Source organism: Streptomyces sp. NPDC002784 (genome assembly GCF_053592135.1).
Map to the genome: position 1 here is coordinate 1 of NZ_JBSFVD010000036.1, position 16,334 is coordinate 16,334.

General features: G+C 68.8%; 17 protein-coding genes and 2 pseudogenes. 7 read left to right on the forward strand and 12 right to left on the reverse strand.

Annotation, left to right across the window (positions count from 1 at the left end):
• The first annotated feature begins 407 nt into the window (after positions 1 to 407).
• Positions 408 to 899, forward strand: a complete 492-nt coding sequence (locus ACWD1Z_RS33530) for a DUF5949 family protein (protein WP_451124043.1) — start codon at positions 408 to 410, stop codon at positions 897 to 899.
• A 264-nt stretch (positions 900 to 1,163) separates the two neighbouring features.
• Here ACWD1Z_RS33530 and ACWD1Z_RS33535 read toward each other — a convergent pair whose 3' ends face one another.
• Positions 1,164 to 2,033 (reverse strand): PhzF family phenazine biosynthesis protein, encoded by an 870-nt coding sequence (locus tag ACWD1Z_RS33535; RefSeq protein ID WP_451124045.1) that lies wholly within the window; start codon positions 2,031 to 2,033, stop codon positions 1,164 to 1,166.
• Between the two features lie 64 nt (positions 2,034 to 2,097).
• Positions 2,098 to 2,394, reverse strand: a complete 297-nt coding sequence (locus tag ACWD1Z_RS33540) for a winged helix-turn-helix transcriptional regulator (protein WP_451124089.1) — start codon at positions 2,392 to 2,394, stop codon at positions 2,098 to 2,100.
• A 139-nt stretch (positions 2,395 to 2,533) separates the two neighbouring features.
• On the opposite strand from ACWD1Z_RS33540, the gene ACWD1Z_RS33545 reads away from it, so the two are divergent.
• Positions 2,534 to 3,118, forward strand: a complete 585-nt coding sequence (locus tag ACWD1Z_RS33545) for a carboxymuconolactone decarboxylase family protein (protein WP_451124047.1) — start codon at positions 2,534 to 2,536, stop codon at positions 3,116 to 3,118.
• Here the strand turns inward: ACWD1Z_RS33545 and ACWD1Z_RS33550 are convergent.
• Positions 3,096 to 3,305, reverse strand: coding sequence for a hypothetical protein (locus tag ACWD1Z_RS33550; RefSeq protein ID WP_451124049.1), 210 nt, complete (start codon positions 3,303 to 3,305; stop codon positions 3,096 to 3,098). The genes ACWD1Z_RS33545 and ACWD1Z_RS33550 overlap by 23 nt on opposite strands.
• 80 nt (positions 3,306 to 3,385) lie before the next feature.
• Between ACWD1Z_RS33550 and ACWD1Z_RS33555 the strand changes: the two are divergent.
• The 4 genes and pseudogenes from ACWD1Z_RS33555 to ACWD1Z_RS33570 form a co-directional block, all read left to right on the forward strand.
• A pseudogene (locus tag ACWD1Z_RS33555) lies at positions 3,386 to 3,769 on the forward strand (MFS transporter); the annotation flags it as partial.
• 148 nt (positions 3,770 to 3,917) lie between these two features.
• Positions 3,918 to 4,292, forward strand: coding sequence for a hypothetical protein (locus ACWD1Z_RS33560; protein ID WP_451124091.1), 375 nt, complete (start codon positions 3,918 to 3,920; stop codon positions 4,290 to 4,292).
• 241 nt (positions 4,293 to 4,533) lie between these two features.
• Positions 4,534 to 4,827 (forward strand): DUF1330 domain-containing protein, encoded by a 294-nt coding sequence (locus ACWD1Z_RS33565; protein WP_451124051.1) that lies wholly within the window; start codon positions 4,534 to 4,536, stop codon positions 4,825 to 4,827.
• A gap of 400 nt (positions 4,828 to 5,227) precedes the next feature.
• Positions 5,228 to 5,632: a hypothetical protein gene (locus ACWD1Z_RS33570; RefSeq protein ID WP_451124053.1), complete on the forward strand. Its 405-nt coding sequence runs from the start codon at positions 5,228 to 5,230 to the stop codon at positions 5,630 to 5,632.
• 317 nt (positions 5,633 to 5,949) lie between these two features.
• On the opposite strand, the gene ACWD1Z_RS33575 is transcribed toward ACWD1Z_RS33570, so the two are convergent.
• The 5 genes and pseudogenes from ACWD1Z_RS33575 to ACWD1Z_RS33595 all read right to left on the reverse strand — a co-directional run.
• Positions 5,950 to 6,600: a hypothetical protein gene (locus ACWD1Z_RS33575; protein ID WP_451124055.1), complete on the reverse strand. Its 651-nt coding sequence runs from the start codon at positions 6,598 to 6,600 to the stop codon at positions 5,950 to 5,952.
• A gap of 775 nt (positions 6,601 to 7,375) precedes the next feature.
• Positions 7,376 to 7,627 carry a helix-turn-helix domain-containing protein gene (locus ACWD1Z_RS33580; protein WP_451124057.1) on the reverse strand — a complete coding sequence of 84 codons (252 nt, stop codon included), beginning with the start codon at positions 7,625 to 7,627 and terminating at the stop codon, positions 7,376 to 7,378.
• Positions 7,573 to 7,767 (reverse strand): hypothetical protein, encoded by a 195-nt coding sequence (locus ACWD1Z_RS33585; RefSeq protein WP_451124059.1) that lies wholly within the window; start codon positions 7,765 to 7,767, stop codon positions 7,573 to 7,575. The genes ACWD1Z_RS33580 and ACWD1Z_RS33585 overlap by 55 nt, the downstream gene beginning before the upstream one ends.
• An 889-nt stretch (positions 7,768 to 8,656) precedes the next feature.
• Positions 8,657 to 9,097: a transposase family protein gene (locus tag ACWD1Z_RS33590; protein WP_451124061.1), complete on the reverse strand. Its 441-nt coding sequence runs from the start codon at positions 9,095 to 9,097 to the stop codon at positions 8,657 to 8,659.
• A gap of 116 nt (positions 9,098 to 9,213) precedes the next feature.
• Positions 9,214 to 9,585, reverse strand: a pseudogene (locus tag ACWD1Z_RS33595) (transposase family protein); the annotation flags it as partial.
• Here ACWD1Z_RS33595 and ACWD1Z_RS33600 point away from each other — a divergent pair.
• Positions 9,552 to 10,286: a hypothetical protein gene (locus tag ACWD1Z_RS33600; RefSeq protein WP_451124063.1), complete on the forward strand. Its 735-nt coding sequence runs from the start codon at positions 9,552 to 9,554 to the stop codon at positions 10,284 to 10,286. The pseudogene ACWD1Z_RS33595 and the gene ACWD1Z_RS33600 sit on opposite strands and share 34 nt — an antisense overlap.
• 219 nt (positions 10,287 to 10,505) lie before the next feature.
• Here the strand turns inward: ACWD1Z_RS33600 and ACWD1Z_RS33605 are convergent, their stop codons facing one another.
• From ACWD1Z_RS33605 to ACWD1Z_RS33620, 4 genes are all read right to left on the reverse strand, one after another.
• Positions 10,506 to 10,895 (reverse strand): restriction endonuclease, encoded by a 390-nt coding sequence (locus tag ACWD1Z_RS33605; protein ID WP_451124064.1) that lies wholly within the window; start codon positions 10,893 to 10,895, stop codon positions 10,506 to 10,508.
• Between the two features lie 559 nt (positions 10,896 to 11,454).
• The gene (locus tag ACWD1Z_RS33610) at positions 11,455 to 12,021 is read right to left on the reverse strand and encodes a DoxX family membrane protein (protein ID WP_451124066.1); all 567 of its coding nucleotides are present in this window, start codon (positions 12,019 to 12,021) and stop codon (positions 11,455 to 11,457) included.
• A 412-nt stretch (positions 12,022 to 12,433) separates the two neighbouring features.
• A complete protein-coding gene (locus ACWD1Z_RS33615) occupies positions 12,434 to 15,043 on the reverse strand; it encodes a discoidin domain-containing protein (protein ID WP_451124067.1) in 2,610 nt (869 codons plus the stop codon).
• Between the two features lie 78 nt (positions 15,044 to 15,121).
• Positions 15,122 to 16,129: a glycoside hydrolase family 88 protein gene (locus ACWD1Z_RS33620; RefSeq protein WP_451124069.1), complete on the reverse strand. Its 1,008-nt coding sequence runs from the start codon at positions 16,127 to 16,129 to the stop codon at positions 15,122 to 15,124.
• Positions 16,130 to 16,334: the final 205 nt, after the last annotated feature.

The window sequence follows — 16,334 nt, forward strand, 5'->3', positions numbered from 1 at the left end:
CGTCGGCATCCAGTGCGAGGCCGTGGTGGTGGCCCTTGCCGCTGTCGATCCCCGCCCATATCCGGCTCATCGCGCTCCTGACCTGCTTGTTCGTGCTGTTCGTGCCACGGACGACCTCGCCGGCATTGCTCTACACAGCGACGGATTCGCACTTCCTAATCGGCGGCCGAGTCGTCGTGGGGTACCGGGCGGCGAAGCGACGTAAGCCACGAGCTGGCAGCAGCCTGATAGCCACACCCGGCACCCCTGGGCGATCCAACCCTACGAATGGCTCGATCAACCCGATCAAGAAGGTAGAGCAGCCTGACCGCCGGCCGTCCTTCGTTCGGGTACAGAACCTGTCAGGTGTCACCCGGTCGAGTGAGCGGGGACGGAGACTGCCGCCGCCGCGCCGATACGGTCACGCAGTGACCTCGAACTCAACACAAACACACCCCATCCGCTCCGCCGAGGTGGGGACCTTCGTCGCCATGTCCTGGAGCCGCCCCACACCGCAAGGCGCCATCCCCTACATCCTGGCCTTCTCCCTCGGAGACGGCGAGGGCGGCCCCGAAGGCTCCGCCGCCGCCGTCCAGCAGCTGATCCACAACTGCCAACTCACCCCCGACGACGGCCTCATCGACGGCAGCTCCCGCCCGAGCATGCCGATCAGCCTCCTCGTCGTGGACGGATCCGTGGTCCTGACCATGCCGCAAATCAACACACCCATCGTCCCCTCAAACCAGTGGCTCGCGGATGTCGCCGAGCGCGGGTACGCCTGCCTCCTGATCACCAGCCGCACCTGGCCGGGCGGAGAACTGACCGACACGGACGCACTGGCCGCCTTCGCCAACGACGAGGAGACACTGAAGCTGTCCGCCAAGGTCGTCCTGCCGGCCCGCAAACTCCGCGACCGTTAACCCCACCCGCCAGCCGCGGCCGCGGACCCGCCACAGTGCCCGGCGGCCTTCCCGCACAACGGTGACACGCGACGCGATCTGACCTGACTGAGGGTGGCGGTCGGCGGCCGGGCGCGGAGACGAGCTGTGGAAGCGGCGGGCGACGAAGGGAGCTGCGGAGCCGCGGACTTGGTGGCAGGAGCCGCTTTCGTCGCTCGTTGCTGCGGGAGGACAGGGCGGGTGACGATCGCCTGACGTGCCGGCCGCTGATGAGCTACGGACCGGTTATGGCATGCGGATGCTGCGTGTGACTTCCGCAGCGCCGCCCAAGTGGACCAGCAGCCCCGACGCGTCGTGCTGTGCGGTGGCGGTGATCGTGGAGGGACTCCCGAGGGAGTCTCCCATGTCGACTGCGATGTCGCTGATGCCCTGGCCGGCCAGGTGTGCAGCGAGGCAGGCGGTGCTGTTGGCGTTGGCGATGTCTTCCGCGACGCCGATCGACGGGGCGAACATGCGGGCCGCGACGCGGCCGGTGGGCGTCGGCACCGAGTAGGCGTAGCAGCCCAGGAAACCGAGACGGTCACAGGCAGCACGGAGCCGTTCGGAGTCCGGGCTGAGGGTGGTGAGAGCGGACCGCGTAGTAAGGGGAACCAGCAACCGCGACCGCCCCACTGAGGCGACGCGGATACCAGGAGCGAGTGTGCCTGAGGTGACACCGAGTGCGGGCAGGACAAGGTCGCACTCGGTCGCTGTGGGCCTGCGGAGGTCTACAGGACCGGGGGCGAAGGCGGCATTGACCTGTGTGTTCTCCCGTACGGACCAACCAGGGAACACGCGCCCTGTCGCATGGATGGTGGCTCGATATTCCCGGCCCCCGGCGCGCTCGGCCAGGAAGGCCAGAGCGGCAACCGTCCCATGACCGCACGCGGGCAGTTCTCCCTCGGCGGTGAAGAAGCGGAGGGATACGACCGGACCGCCTCGTCGACTGTCGTGCACCGACACGAAAACGGCGTGCGACGTTCCCATCGCAGCTGGCACACGACGGCGCTCATCGTCACTCAACGGTGCCTCGTCCAGCACCGCGGTAGGGCTACCGCCTTGGCCGTCGCGCAGACACGCGCGGACGATCGTGACGGGCAGACCGCGCCCACTCATCACAGTGCCGTGATCCTTGTGCCGGACCGGCGTCCGCTTCCCTCGCCCACCGCCGGCTCCACCTTCATGCTTCCGCAGGATTCTGATCGTTCCGCTCTTGTGCCTGCGCCCAGGTGATCGCCCATTCGTTGAGCGGTTGCAGGGCGTGACTGAGTTCTGCCCCCAGGCCGGTGAGCTCGTAGCCGTCGGCTGAGGAGGCGATGATCCCGTTTGTCGTGAGTTCGCGAAGCCGCTGGTAGAGGACGCTGGATGACAGTCCTTCGCACCGTGCCAGCAGCGTGCGGGCGCCGAGCGGACCCGCACGCAGTTCCCAGAGAATGCGCAGAGCCCACCGACGGCCGAAGAGGTCCATCGCGGCCATGATCGGACGGCCGGTCGTCGATCCACGAACCGGTGTTCCTGGGCGCGGTGTCGACATGACCCTCCTTGTGTTTCGTTATTCGAAACACTAGCATCCGTGCCGTGTTTCGGATTTCGAAACGACCTCAACGGGAGCGCCGATGTCGCGAATAGCCCTGCTGGAACCGCCGTACACCGACGAGGCCGGCGCGCTGCTCGCGCGCATGATGCCCGGGGACGTGCCGCCGATCGGGCTGTTCCGGATGTTCGCCAGAAACCTCCCGATGGCCGGCGCCATGCACGGATGGGGGCGCTATGAGCTGGGCCGACAGCTGACCCTGACCATGAGGGAGCGCGAGATCGCCATCGACCGGACATGCGCGCTGTGCGGGTGTGAGTACGAGTGGGGCGTGCACATGATGACGTTCGCCGAGCGGGTCGAGCTCACCCGCGAGCAGGCGGCATCCCTGGTGCACGGCGGCCCCGCCGACGCGTGCTGGACGTCCGAGCGGGAACGGCTGCTCATCCTCGCCGTCGACGCGCTGCACGAGCGTTCCGACATCGATGACGCGCTGTGGACACGACTCGTGCCGGTCTTCGACGAGCTCCAGCTGCTCGATCTGCTTCTGCTGTGCGGGTGGTACCACGCCGTCAGCTTCGCCGCGCGCGCCACGCGCATGCCGCACGAGCCCGGCGCGCCTCGCTTCGCCGACTTCCTCCCCATCACGACCGCGACCAACCGGTGAGCACTACCCGGGAGCGCTCCGAGGCGCGGCTGCTGGTCCCCTCGCTGCTGTTCATCGCTCTGGTCGTGGCGGCGGTCGCCAGCCTCGGGGTACCGCTCATCACCAGCGTGGCGACCTCGTTGCACGTCTCGCCCGGCAGCGCGCAGTGGACGCTGACCGTCGCGCTGCTCAGCGGCGCCGTCGCCACGCCGGTCCTGGGCCGGCTCGCACCGGCGGGCCACGATCCTCGCCACGCTGGCGGTCGTCGTCGCCGGCAGCGCGCTCACCGTGCTGCCGCTGCCGTTCGCGTGGCTGCTGGCCGGCAGGGCGGCCCAGGGCATCGGGCTCGGGCTGACGAAGCTGATGATGGGCGTGGCCCGGGACCACCTCCCCGAGGAGCGCAGCGCGGCCATGATCACCCTGATCTCGGTGGTCTCGATCATCGGGGCCGGCGTCGGTTACCCGCTGGCCGCACTGCTCGCCGAGCTCGGCGGGGTACGGGCCGCCTACGGCCTCGGCCTGGCCGTCACCGCCGCCGCCCTCCTGACCGCGTGGCGCTCCATGCCCGAAGCCCTCGAAGGCCGCTCCGCCCACGTGGACGTGGCAGGCGTGGTCGTCCTTGCCGCTGCGCTGCTCCTGGTGCTGTTCCTCGCCGGCGAACGGAATCTGTGGAGCCGGCACTTCGTCGTGGCGGCGGGCCTCGTCGTCGCGGTGGTGCTGCTCTACGTCTGGGCCGTCGTCGAGCTGCGCAGCACGACGCCCGCCCCTGGTCGATGTGCGGGCGGTGCGGCACCCGGCGGTCGCCGGGGCGAACCTCGCCATGTTCGCCGGCTGGATCGGCATGTACCTCCTGCTCACGCTCATCACCCGGTACGCGACGCCGCACGGCGCCGGCTACGGCTTCGGGCTGACGACCTTCGTCGCCGGGCTGGTCCTCATCCCGTTCTCGGTGCTGGGGTTCGTCGCCGGCAAGCTCATGCCGCGGGTCCGGACGCGGATCGCCGACCCCCTGCTCCTGCCCGGCAGCGCCGTCGTGGTCGGCGGCGGGTTCGCCCTGTTCGCGGCGGCCAGATCGGACCCGGCCGAACTGTTCGTGGCGATGGGCGTGCTCGGCTTCGGCGTCGGCGGTTTCTCGGCCGCGATCCCGGCGTCATCCTGGCCGTCGCCCCCAAGAACGAGACGTCGAGCGCCATGAGCTGCAACTACGTCGTCCGCAGCGTCGGGTACTCCCCAGGCAGCGCCATCGGCGGCCTGATCCTCACCGCGGGCACCGGCCCGGCCACCTCTTCCCCGACGACAGCGCCTGCACCACCACGGCGCTGGCCGACATCGGCGCCATGGCGATCACGACGCTGACAAGCCTCGCTCTCGCCCGCCGGCGCTCGTCCGAGACCAACCCGTAAGTCAGATGCACTCATCCCAACACTGGAGGTTCCATGCCCAAGGGCTACTGGGTCAGCGTCTACCGCACCATTTCAGACCCTGAGAAGCTGGCTGCTTACAACAAGCTGGCCGCTTTGGCCGTCCAGGCCGGGGGCGGTCGAACCGTCGTCCGTGGCGGTCGGGTCGTGGCGCATGACGCCGGAATCGCCGAGCGCACCGTCCTGGTCGAGTTCGACAGCTTCGAGCAGGCCGTCGCGGCGCACGAGAGTGCGGCCTACCAGGAGGCGCTGATCGCCCTCTCCGACGGCGTCGAGCGCGACTTCCGCATCGTCGAAGGCATCGACTGACCGAGGTCCTCGGCCCGATGTGGGGAAACGGTCCCTCGCGGGCCGGGTGCCGCACGCGGCCGGCACGGCGTGGCCTGCCACCATGCCCCGCAGCCCCACCCGCTGCCGCGGACCGGCTATCGCCCGTCCACCAACACCTGTCCGCCCGAATGCGCGTCCTCTCGAACGCTCGGGCAGCCGCGTGGTGGGGCCGTGGGACCCCGACCATGGCCCCGACCACGAGAATGTTCTTACGTTGTGACCTTGGTCGGGGTCTCGTGGTCGGGGGTTGGGTCGGGGCCTGAGGGTTGGCTTTTGTCCATGTCCCGTCCCACATCAGGTGCTGCGGCCGCCGAGCTGGGCCCCCAGCCGCGCTGAACCGCTGCGCTTGCAGGTCCTGACCGCGCTCACCCTTCACCACATGGCCACCACCGGCCAACAAGCTCCGCGCGTTCATGTGGTCGACCGCAGCACCATGAGCAGCGAACGCCTGGCCGTGAAACTGATCGAATACGCCAGACCGTTCCAGCACGAGGCCCAGCCCGTCGCACGCCGCAGGCCCCACTCCCCCGGCCCGGCATGGCTGCGCTGGTATCCCGCCTTCCCCCGCGTCCTCTTCATCCTCACCGGCGCAACCCGCACCAGGCTGACGAATCGAATAAGCGATCTGCAGGCCATGGTTGCCCAGCACCCACTCGTCGCCGCACTCGCCCGCAAAGCCCCCCTGGCAGCCGCCGTTCTCGAGGACCTGGAGGAGCATGGCCCGTCCGGAGCGGTGCGGACACCGCTGACGGGAGGCGAACCCCGCCCGTGGACCAGCTTGTAACCACATCGTCTGCGAGGACCCGACTGACCTGGCTACTCACCATTACGCGTACCTCAACCGCAGCCGGTCTTCCAGCAACGCCCGTGCGAAATTGGCCGGTACGGCACGGAGGCCTTGAAGATCCTGAGCGAGCCGTTCGTCCAGCACGAGATGCACGGGCGCAACTGGCCCCAGGCGCGGCGCGGCACAGCCGGGGACGACGTGCCCTCGCAGGTCGACCGCCTACTCGCCCGCGCGCGGTCCAACTTCAGTGTCCGCGGACAGCGGTGCCGTCCTCGTTCGGTGTATCGGGCCTGGCTGCGCCGCAGGCCAGGGCCTCAGGCGACGAACGGGGTGGTGTGGCCGGGCGACTGCTGCCCCGGGCGCAGGAACCGCTGGGCGCCCTGTTCGTCGCGTACCGCGAGGAACCCGGCGTCCGTCAGCCGCTGTGCGATCTTCCCGCGGCGGATCGCGCCCACCGTGAACGCCACGGTGAAGAGCAGCGCGACCGCCCCGCCGGAGGCGACCGCTTCGACCGGCGACCTGTTGATGAGCAGGAGGACGGTCAGGACCGCGCAGGCGAGGTAGCCCAGCACCTTCTGGGTCCGGTCGGCGATGTACAGGGCCATGACGTCGAAGGTGACGAGGTCCTTCAGCACGGCCACGGCACCGACCGCTTCGGGGAGCGGCTTCAGCGAGCCCTGCTCCAGCCCCGGCACCGTCCCGCCGTTGCCCGCCTGCGGATGAGTGGTGATGGTGGCCGCCTCGCGAACGCGCGCGTTGGGCCGCGGGTCCCGGTACATCCGGACCTGAACGAGCGAGTTCTTGAACCCGGTCCTGTATGCCGTGCCGTACGTGTAGCCGTACTGCTCCGCCACGTGCGCCAAGGCGGCCGCCTTCAGCGTGGAGCCTTGAGGGGCGATCTCAACGATGTCCTGCTGACGGGCGATCTGCCGGAGCATCCCCGCTATGTGACGTTCTACAGACATCCTGATTCTCCGCCCCTGGGAACCCTGCGCCTGGGCCCAACCGGCGCATAGCCTAATACTCCAGCAGCGTTTCACTATCTGGCCTGTGCAAAGGGGCCGTGGGGAGTGTAGTTCCCCGCCAGCACGGGGCCGCGTCGAAGCCGAAGCGGCATACCGGCACGGAGGCGAGAGTGTCGAACAGCATCCGCTCCGTCCAGCTCTGCCAGATGTCTTCGCCGCCGCCCAGCGCCTCCGGTCCCGGCCAGGCCGCCGACACTGGAGCGTCCAGCCAACCGCTCGCCACCGCGGCGGGATCGAGTCCGTACGTGGCCTGCACGGCTGCGATCGCCTGCTCGTACGTGTTGCTCTGCGTGTCAATGGTCAGCCGTACACGTGTTCTTCAAGCGGGCGGAGGCGGCGGACAAGGCGCGGACCGTGTGGGCGAACCGGCGGATCTGCCTCGCATGTACGGAGCAGTGGACGCCGTAGTCCGCACGGCAGTAGCCCCGCCCGGTTGTGTGAGGGCGTCATCGGTCAGGGGGGTCCGATCGTCTTCACCGTGGGGCTCCGTGGCGCCGATGGGATCGCGGCAGACGTCGGCGAGGGCGAGCGTGAGGGTCTCGCTGGCGGCTATGCCGAAGCTGACCGCATTCGGGCACGTGGCGCGGCCTGACGGAGTCTCACGCCGCCCGCCGCCCGCTGTTCGGCGAGCGGCGGCCGGAGTGCCTCGCTGTGCCCGTACAGCGCCAAGCAAGTGCCGCGTTGGGTTGCTTCGCCGAGGGAGACGGCGCGGGGATCACCTACCTCGGGTAGGCAATGATCGAGTTCGTGCTCTGCAGCGGCGAACCCGAAACCCCGCCGCAGAGGCCGTACATGAAGCAATGCCATCGATCCGGGAGATCGCTGCCTGCCCGGTCCCGGCCAGCTCAGCCAGCCGCGCTTGAGACATTCCACGCTGCCTGCGCCATGACCGCACCAGATCCGCGGTGTCGTTCACAGTCCGGCGTCCGCACCGTAACGGGTCAGCCCGGCCGTATCGATCTTCCACCCGGCGACCGTGATCGTATCCCCGAAGGTGTAATGCTGCCGGTTGTCGTAGGCCGGCTCGCCGCTGCGCTGGGCGGGTGCCCAGTAGTGGACGGCGCTGCCGTCGCGTGGGTCGACGATCAGGTAATGCGGGACTCCCATGGCCGGGTAGTCGCGGAGCTTGCCCTCGTAGTCATTGGCCGGGGTGGCTCCGGGTTGTTCAACGCCTCACGGAACTCCCGCAGATGGCGGCAAATGCTCTGCTCGGTCACGCCCCACCGTATGACGAAATCATCAGGATCACGGAGGGTTCGCGACCATGCAACGCCCACCAGGCGCCTTCCGCCGGTATCACCTGACACCTGCCACGACCCTGTACGGCCGCCCCCGTTGCCGAAAGCCAACCTGGGTGAGGCGACGCTCACGGAGGCCGACCTGCCGCGGGCGACGCTCGAACCGTTAGGGCCCGCTGCGCGGGCCAGACTGGCTATGAGGGCGGCTCTCGACTGGCTTCCTTACGCCGCGCTGCCTGGTTGGCGGCTATGAGGCAGATCCACACTAGGACCAGGACGGCCGCCACGGCGATGCGCGCCGCATTGTCACCATCGATCACTCTCCACACCAGCAGGGCGATACTCAGGCACAACATCGGCCAGTACAACCACGGCCCCCACCGGTTACCTGGTCTCGCCCATGACGGCGGAACACGGGAATCCGGACGTTGCTTCATATGCTCCTCCCTGCCTGGTCGCCTTGCCGCCAACTGCCGCAATACACTTGCCGCCGGTGACTCAGGGAACGCGGGGGCCCGCCACCAGGGCGAGGAGAGCGGACTGAGGGTCATGGAGATCCGGACCTCTCCCTACGACGCTCACGAAAGCCGACCTGGTCGAGGCGACGCTCACAGAGGCCGGCTTGTCGAGTGCATCCGATCTAACCGCAGCCCAGGCAAGATCGGCTGCCTGCCTCCTTCTATCTCTCAACCGGGCCAGCCTCGGCTAAGCGCCGTCCCGTACATGATCGACGGCGTGTTCGTTGACCAGTCTCTTCTTCAGTCGGCGAGGGTGAGGTTGTGCAGGCGGGCGATGCCGAGCATGGCCTGATGGACATCGTCACCCTTGAGACGGCAGTCGCGGAGGATCTTCCAGGTCTCCATCCGGGCGAAGGCGTGCTCGACGCGGCCGCGGACCGTGCGGTGGGAGGTGTTGTATTCCTCTCTCCAGGCCGGAAGTTCGGTCTGGCCTTTCTCACGGCGGTGCGGGATGACCAGGCCGGTGCCCCGGTAGCCGCCGTCCGCGACGACTGTGGTCTTGACCGACGGCCTCCTCTGCGCCGGACAACGCCCATGCCTTGCAGTCGTTCCGGTTGCCCCGGCAGTGGCCGGCACAGCGACGACGAGCCGGGGGGGGGCGGCCTCGATGACGACCTGGTGCTTGGTGGAGTACCGGTGGTTCTTCGACTGCTCGGCCACGGTGTGGTCGCGGGTGGGCACCAGGTGCCGTCCGCGATCAGTACGGTATCCCGGCGGAACCGCTTGCGCTGCTGCAGCGCAAGCGCGGAACTGAGGTCGTCGATGATGCGGTCGGCCGCGGACTTCGACACCCCGAAGAGCGGTGCGAGTTGGCGCAGTGTGAGATTGGTGCGCCAGTAGGCGGCGACCAGCAGCACCCGGTCCTCAAGCGGCAGGCTCCACGGCCGGCCCCTGCGTAACGGATCCGCATGGCCGCCCCGCTCACACGGACAAAGGGCAACAACATGCTTACCAGCCCCAGCAACTGCGAGGACGGCCGATTCCTCGCGTGCTCCACCACTGCAGCAATTCCGGAATGTGACGTTCCAGGCTTTCGGCGTGAAGTGCGGGGTACGCGCGCGTTCACGGCGTTGCCAACACCACTGGAGTGGCGCGCCCGACAGATGAGCCCATAGAGCGGACGAGGGAGCACAGAATGCGTTTGAACAGGCGGGTCGCAACGATGGCACTGGCCGGCATATGCGCCTTAGGCGCGGCTGGCTGCGGCTCGGACGACAGCGCCGACGAAGCGTTCGAGGGTGAGAGTGCGGATGCGATCGCGGCGAAGGCCGTCGAGGCGACCAGGGATGCCGATTCCATGCGCATGAAGGGCCAGGTCGCAGAGTCCGGCCAGAGCCTCTCCATCGACATGGCGATGGACAACCAGAGCAACTGCCAGGGGACCATCACCCAGGGCGGCTCGAAGGCCGAGGTGCGACGGACGGGCGAGACTCTTTATCTCAAGGGCGACGAGAAGTACTGGCAGACGAGTTTCAAGGGCCAGCCGGGATCGGACAAGGCCGCGGACAAGGCGGCCGGCAAGTGGGTCAAGGTGCCCGGCCAGGACGACCAGATGGCCGGCATGTGCGACAAGCAGAAGCTGGTCGCCGCACTGGACGAGGACAAGTCCGAGCGTCAAGGCATGAAGAAGGACGGCACCGCCGAGGTCGACGGGACTCAGGCCGTCAAACTCACCAAGGAGTCCGGCGGCGAGACACACACTCTGTTTGTCGCCGCCGAAGGCGAGCCGTACATCCTCAAGTCCGTCGTAGAAGGCGGCGAAGCCCCGCAGACCACGACCTTCAGCAACTACGGCGACAAGGTCGAGCCCGAACAGCCCGCGGCCGGGGACAGCGTGAGCATCGAGGAGATCGTGGGCGCCTCGTCGTAGGACGCAGGATTCACACGAGGCCGGCGAGAGGTGTCGAAGAGCCCAGCCGCCCTCTCGCCGCCGCCCGATCCGGCGGCTGCCGTGGCCCTTCCTGACAGTCCTGCGAGGCCCTCCGGAGGCAGCCAGGCCAGCCGACCTGGCCATGCCAGTGCCGGTGAGCCAGGCGGCGGGGGTTGCGCTGCCGTCGCCGTCGTGACGGGTGCGGCGCAGGACGGCGGTTCAGGAGGCCGCGGCGGGGTCCAGTTCCGTGAGGCGGTCGAGCCGTTCGTACAGGGCGCGGACAATTCGGGCGCGGTCCTGGGTGCAGTGGGCGGTGCCCACCAGTGGGACGGCAAGTCGCTGGTCAGCGTCGTTAAGGACGTACTCGGCCAGGACACGGGCAGCGCGGCGCTCGGGCAGACGGCCGGCGGCGTGGCGGACGTCGGTGGCCACGGAGCGGGCGGCGCCGGTGAGTTGGAGGGCGATCTGCTGGTAGTCCGCAGTTTGGAGGCCGGGGTCGCCGTGCCACGCCAGGACTGCCTTGACGAGGCTCTGGTGGGTGGTGCGGTCGAGCGGGAGTTGAGCCTCGATGCGTCCGTCGGGGTCGTACAGCACGGTGTGCCTGCTCATCGGTTGCTCGCTGGGTCATCGCGCCCGGTTGGGGCCTCGGCCTGGGTGGTGCGTGCGAGGAACCGCGCGAAGCCCCGGTCGGCGCGGGCCATCAGGGCCTGGGAGGGGGCGCCATAGCCGGGCTGGTGGGGGCCGGGGCCAGGACTATCCGCCAGGGCATCGGCCGTGGTGGTGAGGGTGGGCATCAAAGGTCCCTGCCTCCCAGGGGCTGGTGGTGTCAGTGATTCGAAGCTACGGGTGTGGCCGGATTGGTCTCACCGAAGTTGCGGACAGTTGTGCGGCCTTCATTGCAGGGCGTCGGATGCGGGCGCGTGCGGCGTCGCCGTGCATAGCGAGGGCGGTGAAGGCGCGGGCCTGCTTGGCGTGTTGGCGGGGCTGACGGACGCTGATCGACGCGGTCCGTGTCTACCCAACGGCGCGCTGGTCGTCGTAGAGGTGAACGCCTCCAGCGGCCACACGGTGCGCGAGCCGGCCGGACATCGTCTCGGTGGTGCCGATCCGGGTGCGCAGCACCCGCTCCTCAAAACGGCCTTCGATGCCCTGACCGACAGCTCGTGGCTCAATCGGATCGACTTGGCGAAGTCAGGTGGACGGCGACGGCGAGGCCGGCCGCCACCAGCACCACGTTCTTGATCACGTACTGCCCGGCCATGGTGGGGGAAGCGATGTTCCCGTCCCACATCTCGGCGGGCAGGACGATCAGAGTCGTGAACGTCCCAGCCATGTGCGCGAAGAACACCAGCAACGTCAGCCGCAGCAGCAGTCCGGTGACCAGCCCGACTCCGATCAGCATCTCCATCATGGCCAGCAGCGGCCGGGACACGTCAGCCGGTACTCGGCCGGACGTCAGCTCGTGCATGACCCGGGTGGCCATGTCCTCGGCGTGGCTGACGTTCGGCAGGAGTTTCAGCGCCCCGAACCACAGGAACAACAGCCCGACGGACACCCTCAGCACGGTGAAGCTGTGCCTCCGGTAGACGGCGGGGAGGGCGCGCAAACCGCTCAGGCCGCGCCGAAGCGAGGTGTCCCGGCTGCCGGGGCCGGACATCACCGTCCCGAGCGCCACCTTCGGGATGCCGCTGCCCGAGAGTTCGTCAGCAGTAGTGGCGCTCCGCCTACGGCTCATGCGGCCCGTCCTAAGAGACGGGCCGGAGGGAACGTCGCCGACGGTCTGACGCGGCAATGCCTCGACCCGCCGAACCGGTGAGTACGCGGCTCGGGCGCGGTGGGACACAGGCAGGACCTCATGGCGCCTCCGTGGGATGGGGTGGGCGGAGGTCATGGGAGCGCTCCCATGCATTGCTGAATGGGACTGTACGGTTAGGTGCGCAGACATGACAAGACGTGCTGCGCAGACTGATTTCGCATTCATGGGAGCGCTCCCGCCGCGGGTCGGACAGCCCACCCGTGGCCCGCCATCTGCCCCGCCCGGTCCGCCAACTCTTGACCGCGGCTTTGACCTGCGAGACCAGACGAGCGGTGCGTCGCTGGTACCGCTCCAGCACCCCGGACACCTGTTCGACGTCGGCCCCTGAAGCTCAACCTACGGTGAGCATCTTCGCCCGGCTGGGAACACCCTGTGCGTTGAGGGCGAAGAGCATGTACGTGCCGGGCAGCGCTGTGCCTGGGTCGGCCGGGATCGTCATCTCGTAAGCCTTGGGGGTTGTCTGACGAGGAGTCAGTGGTACCCGGCGTTGGTCGTTGTCCGTCGAGTGCGTCACTGCTCCGGTACGCACAAGGACGAACGATGTGACGGCGGAGTCGGTGGTCACGGTCAGTTTCGTGCCGTTGCCCGCCCGGGAGGGGACGCCTGCGGTGATGGCGGGACGGGTCTTCTCGGTTCCGTCAGCGTTGAGCAGGTAGGGCGGAGTGAAGATCGCGCCGTCCGCATGGTTGGTGGCGCATTCGCCGCACAGACCTCCGCCGCCGGAGAAGATCCGCCCGTCCGGTAGCAGATTGGCCACGCTGTGGTAGTTACGGGGGACGGCCATGGAGGCCATGCGGCTGAACTTCCCCGTGGCCGGATTCCAGATCTCCGGCGTCATCACCGACGTGGCATCGCTGAACGGCACCGGATAGGACTGTCCACCGAAGACCGCGACCTTTCCGTCGGGCATCACGACGCTGTTGGAGAAGGACCGGGCGTAGGCCATGTCGCCGGTGCGGGCCGCGACGGGCTGGGCGCCGCCGCTCACGTCGACGGTGTAGGCGCGTCGCGTGGCGCGGGTGTTCTCGTAGGCCGGGGCTCCGCCCAGGGTGAGCAGTTTGCCGATGTCGTAGGCCACGGCGTTGCCGTTCATGGCGTCAGCGCTGTCGGCCCGGTTTCCGGCGGGGGTGATGGTGCCGTCGCCGCTGGTGGTGATCCAGTTCATCTGCCGACTCGGGCCCAGGTGCAGGACACGGCCGCCTGAAGTCGCGTACAGCCATTGGTGGTTGTCCGCCCGGTAGGGTCCGGCCGGGTCAGCGGTCATCGTGGTGGTCACGGGAACGCCGGGCAGGGTGCGCCAGGTGCCGGTGGCGGCGGACCACACCTCGCCGCCCTTGGGGGCGCTGCCGCCGCTCCAGGAACCGCCCAGTACGAACGCGTCTCCATTGGGCAGCAGCGTCATCGCCTGGTAGCCGCGGGGGATGTTCATGTCCGCGGCCGCTGTCCACTGGTCGGTGGCCGGATCGTAGATGCTGGCCCGCTCGGCGTTGCTGCCGCCGGTGACCAGTATTCGGCCGTCGCGCAGCACGGCGGTGCCGGGACAGAACATGTCGTGGCCGGTGTTGTCGACGCGGCGCTGCGAGACCTGTCCGGTGGTGAGGTCCAGGAGGGCGGTCTGGGTGTAGCCGTTGCTGCCGCCGAAACGATCGGTGCCGTAGGCGGACCAGGCCAGCAGCTTGTTGTTGGGCAGCAGGGCGGTGGCTACGGGAACCAGCGGGAATCCGGTCGGTCTGTTCCACGCGCCGTGGGCGGCCGGGTCGGCCGGTCCGCTCAGGTGCAGTTCGGCGGCCGAGGACCACGGCCCGCGGTTGCCCGCCTCGGAGGTGGCGGTAAGCCGTATGTAGCGGGCGGTGACCGTGCGAGTGAAGGTGGCGCCCTTGACCGTGTCGTCGTCCTTCCACGTACCGCTTGCCACCGGGGAGCCGAACGTCGTGCCGTCGGTGCTCGTGGTGATGGTGTACGCACCGATCCGGCCGTTGCTTCCCGACCTGCGGGGCTGGTATCGCAGCGCGGAGACGGCCCGGGCGGTCTGCATGTCGATGGTGATGTGGTGGGGCAGCGGGGTGGCGGTGCCGGACCACTTGCTGTGCCAGAAGGTGTCGGGATCGTCGTCGAGCACGAGGGCCGCGCGGTTGTCTGCTGCTGAGGTCTCCTGGTCGCTCGCGGTGGCCGTCCAGCCGTCCCGGGACAGGTCCACCACCGCGGCCGGGATGCCCGGGTCGCCGAGCAGGTTGATCTCGGCGGCGGTGGACCATGGGCCGCGGTTGCCCGCCTCACTGAGGGCGGTCAGGCGTATGTAGCGCGCTCCCTTCGGCGCGAAGCTCAGGGTTTTGGTCGTCGCGTCGTCAGCCAGCGTGCCGGTGGCCACGGCCGAGCCCCACGTGCTGCCGTCGGTGCTCAGGTGGAGGGTGTACCGGCCGATCCGGCCGTTGGCGCTGTCGGTACGGGGCTGGTAGACGAGGGCGGAGACCACCGTGGTTCGGTGCATGTCGATGGTGATGTGATGGGGCAGCGGGGTGGCGGTGCCCGACCACTTGCTGTGCCAGAAGGTGCTTGCGCTGCCGTCCAGGACGTGGAGGGCGCGGCCGTCGTCGCCGACGGTCTCCTCGTCGCTGGCGGTGGCCGTCCAGCCGTCCCTGGGCAGTACGGCGGCCAGGGGCTGCATGGCCGAGGCGGGAGCGGCCTGGTGATGGGGCGCCGACAGTGGCTCGATCGGCCCGGTGGGCCGCGGGGCACCGGCCGACGCGCTGCTGCCGTCGGCGACACCGGCCAGCGGCAGCAGTGCCGCCAAGGCCGCGGTGCAGGCCCACAGGATCAGTGCCGGCGATCTGAGCCGGGAGACGTTCCGTAAGACGTACTTGTCCAGCATGGGGTTGCCCTTGCAGTCGAGGGACTGGTGCTGCGGATGCCCGGCGAGCGGGAAACGGGATGTTGGTGCCACCTGACGGGAGGTGAGGTAGAGCCGGCTCCGTGGCCCTCTGCCTGGTGCGGGGTTCGCGGCCGGGAGAGGGGGCGGAGCTCAAAGAGCGAGTCTGGCCATCTCTGAGCCGGCCATCAGGAAGGCACCGACTCCGAAGTCCGCGGTGGCGGTGGCGCTCGCGGGCCCGGGAGCCGCGGCGACGGCCTGGACGTAACCGAGGAAACCGTCCTCGCGAACGGCGATGCCGGTGAGGCCGTCCCAAGCGCGGGTCACCACCGGGAGGAAGACAGCGCGGTCCAACAGGCCGGCGTTGATGCCGTAGGCGAGGGCGAAGGTGAAGAAGGCGGTGCCGCTGGTTTCCGGTCCTGCGAAGTGGGCCGGGTCCGCGAGGTTGACGTTCCAGAAGCCGTCGGTGCGCTGCAGGGGCTTGAGTGCCTCGGCCATGGAGCGCAGGGTGTGGGCGTATTCGGGGGTGCGTTTGTCGTTCGCGGGCATCGCGGCGAGGGTCTTGGCGTGGGCGGCGGCGGCCCAGCCGTTGCCGCGTGACCAGAGCACGGGCTTGCCGTTCGGGGAGGAGGCTTTGGCCGCGTCGATGACGTAGTCGCTGTCCCGGTAGAACAAGCCGGTCCATTCGGCACCCAGGCCCGTGATGCGGCCTTGCCGGTCCGGAATCAGGCGCTTGGTGTGGTGGTACAACTCGTACATCGTGACCCAGTACCGGTAGTCGCCGCGCAGCCGGCCCATCCGGGCGAAGGGCGGCATGGCCATGTGCCAGGCGTCGATCCACCACCAGTCCGTGCGCTGGGTGGAGTTGGTCATCGCGGTGAGCGAGCTGTCCAGTGCCGCCAGCTTCCCCTCACCGCCGAGCTCCTCGTACAGGTCGAGGTACACCTGACCGGCGCACTGGTTGTCGGCGTTGCGGGTGCCGGCGCCACCGGCCAGGCCGTAACTGTGCCTGTCCGCCCACCTCTTCGTGTAATCCAGGTACCTCTGATCGCCTGTGGCGCGGAAGTGATACATGTTTCCGCTGTGATATGTCGCCCGGTCCCAGGCGTTGCTGCCCGGGTCCGCATGGCCCGCGATCCAGTAGTCGTTCACCAACTTCATGGCGTTCAGCACTTCCTGGCGTCCGGGAAGCGCCTCGGCGGCGGCTGCCGGGGCGGCGGTGACGGCAGCCGCGCCGGCCGTTGCCCCCAGAAGAAACCCGCGACGATTCATTCTGCTTGGATCCCCTCGTCCAGACGTCGGGAGAACAATGGCATGTACGCGCCATACGGGAAAGGAGTCTGGACCAATTCGCACCAACCGGCAG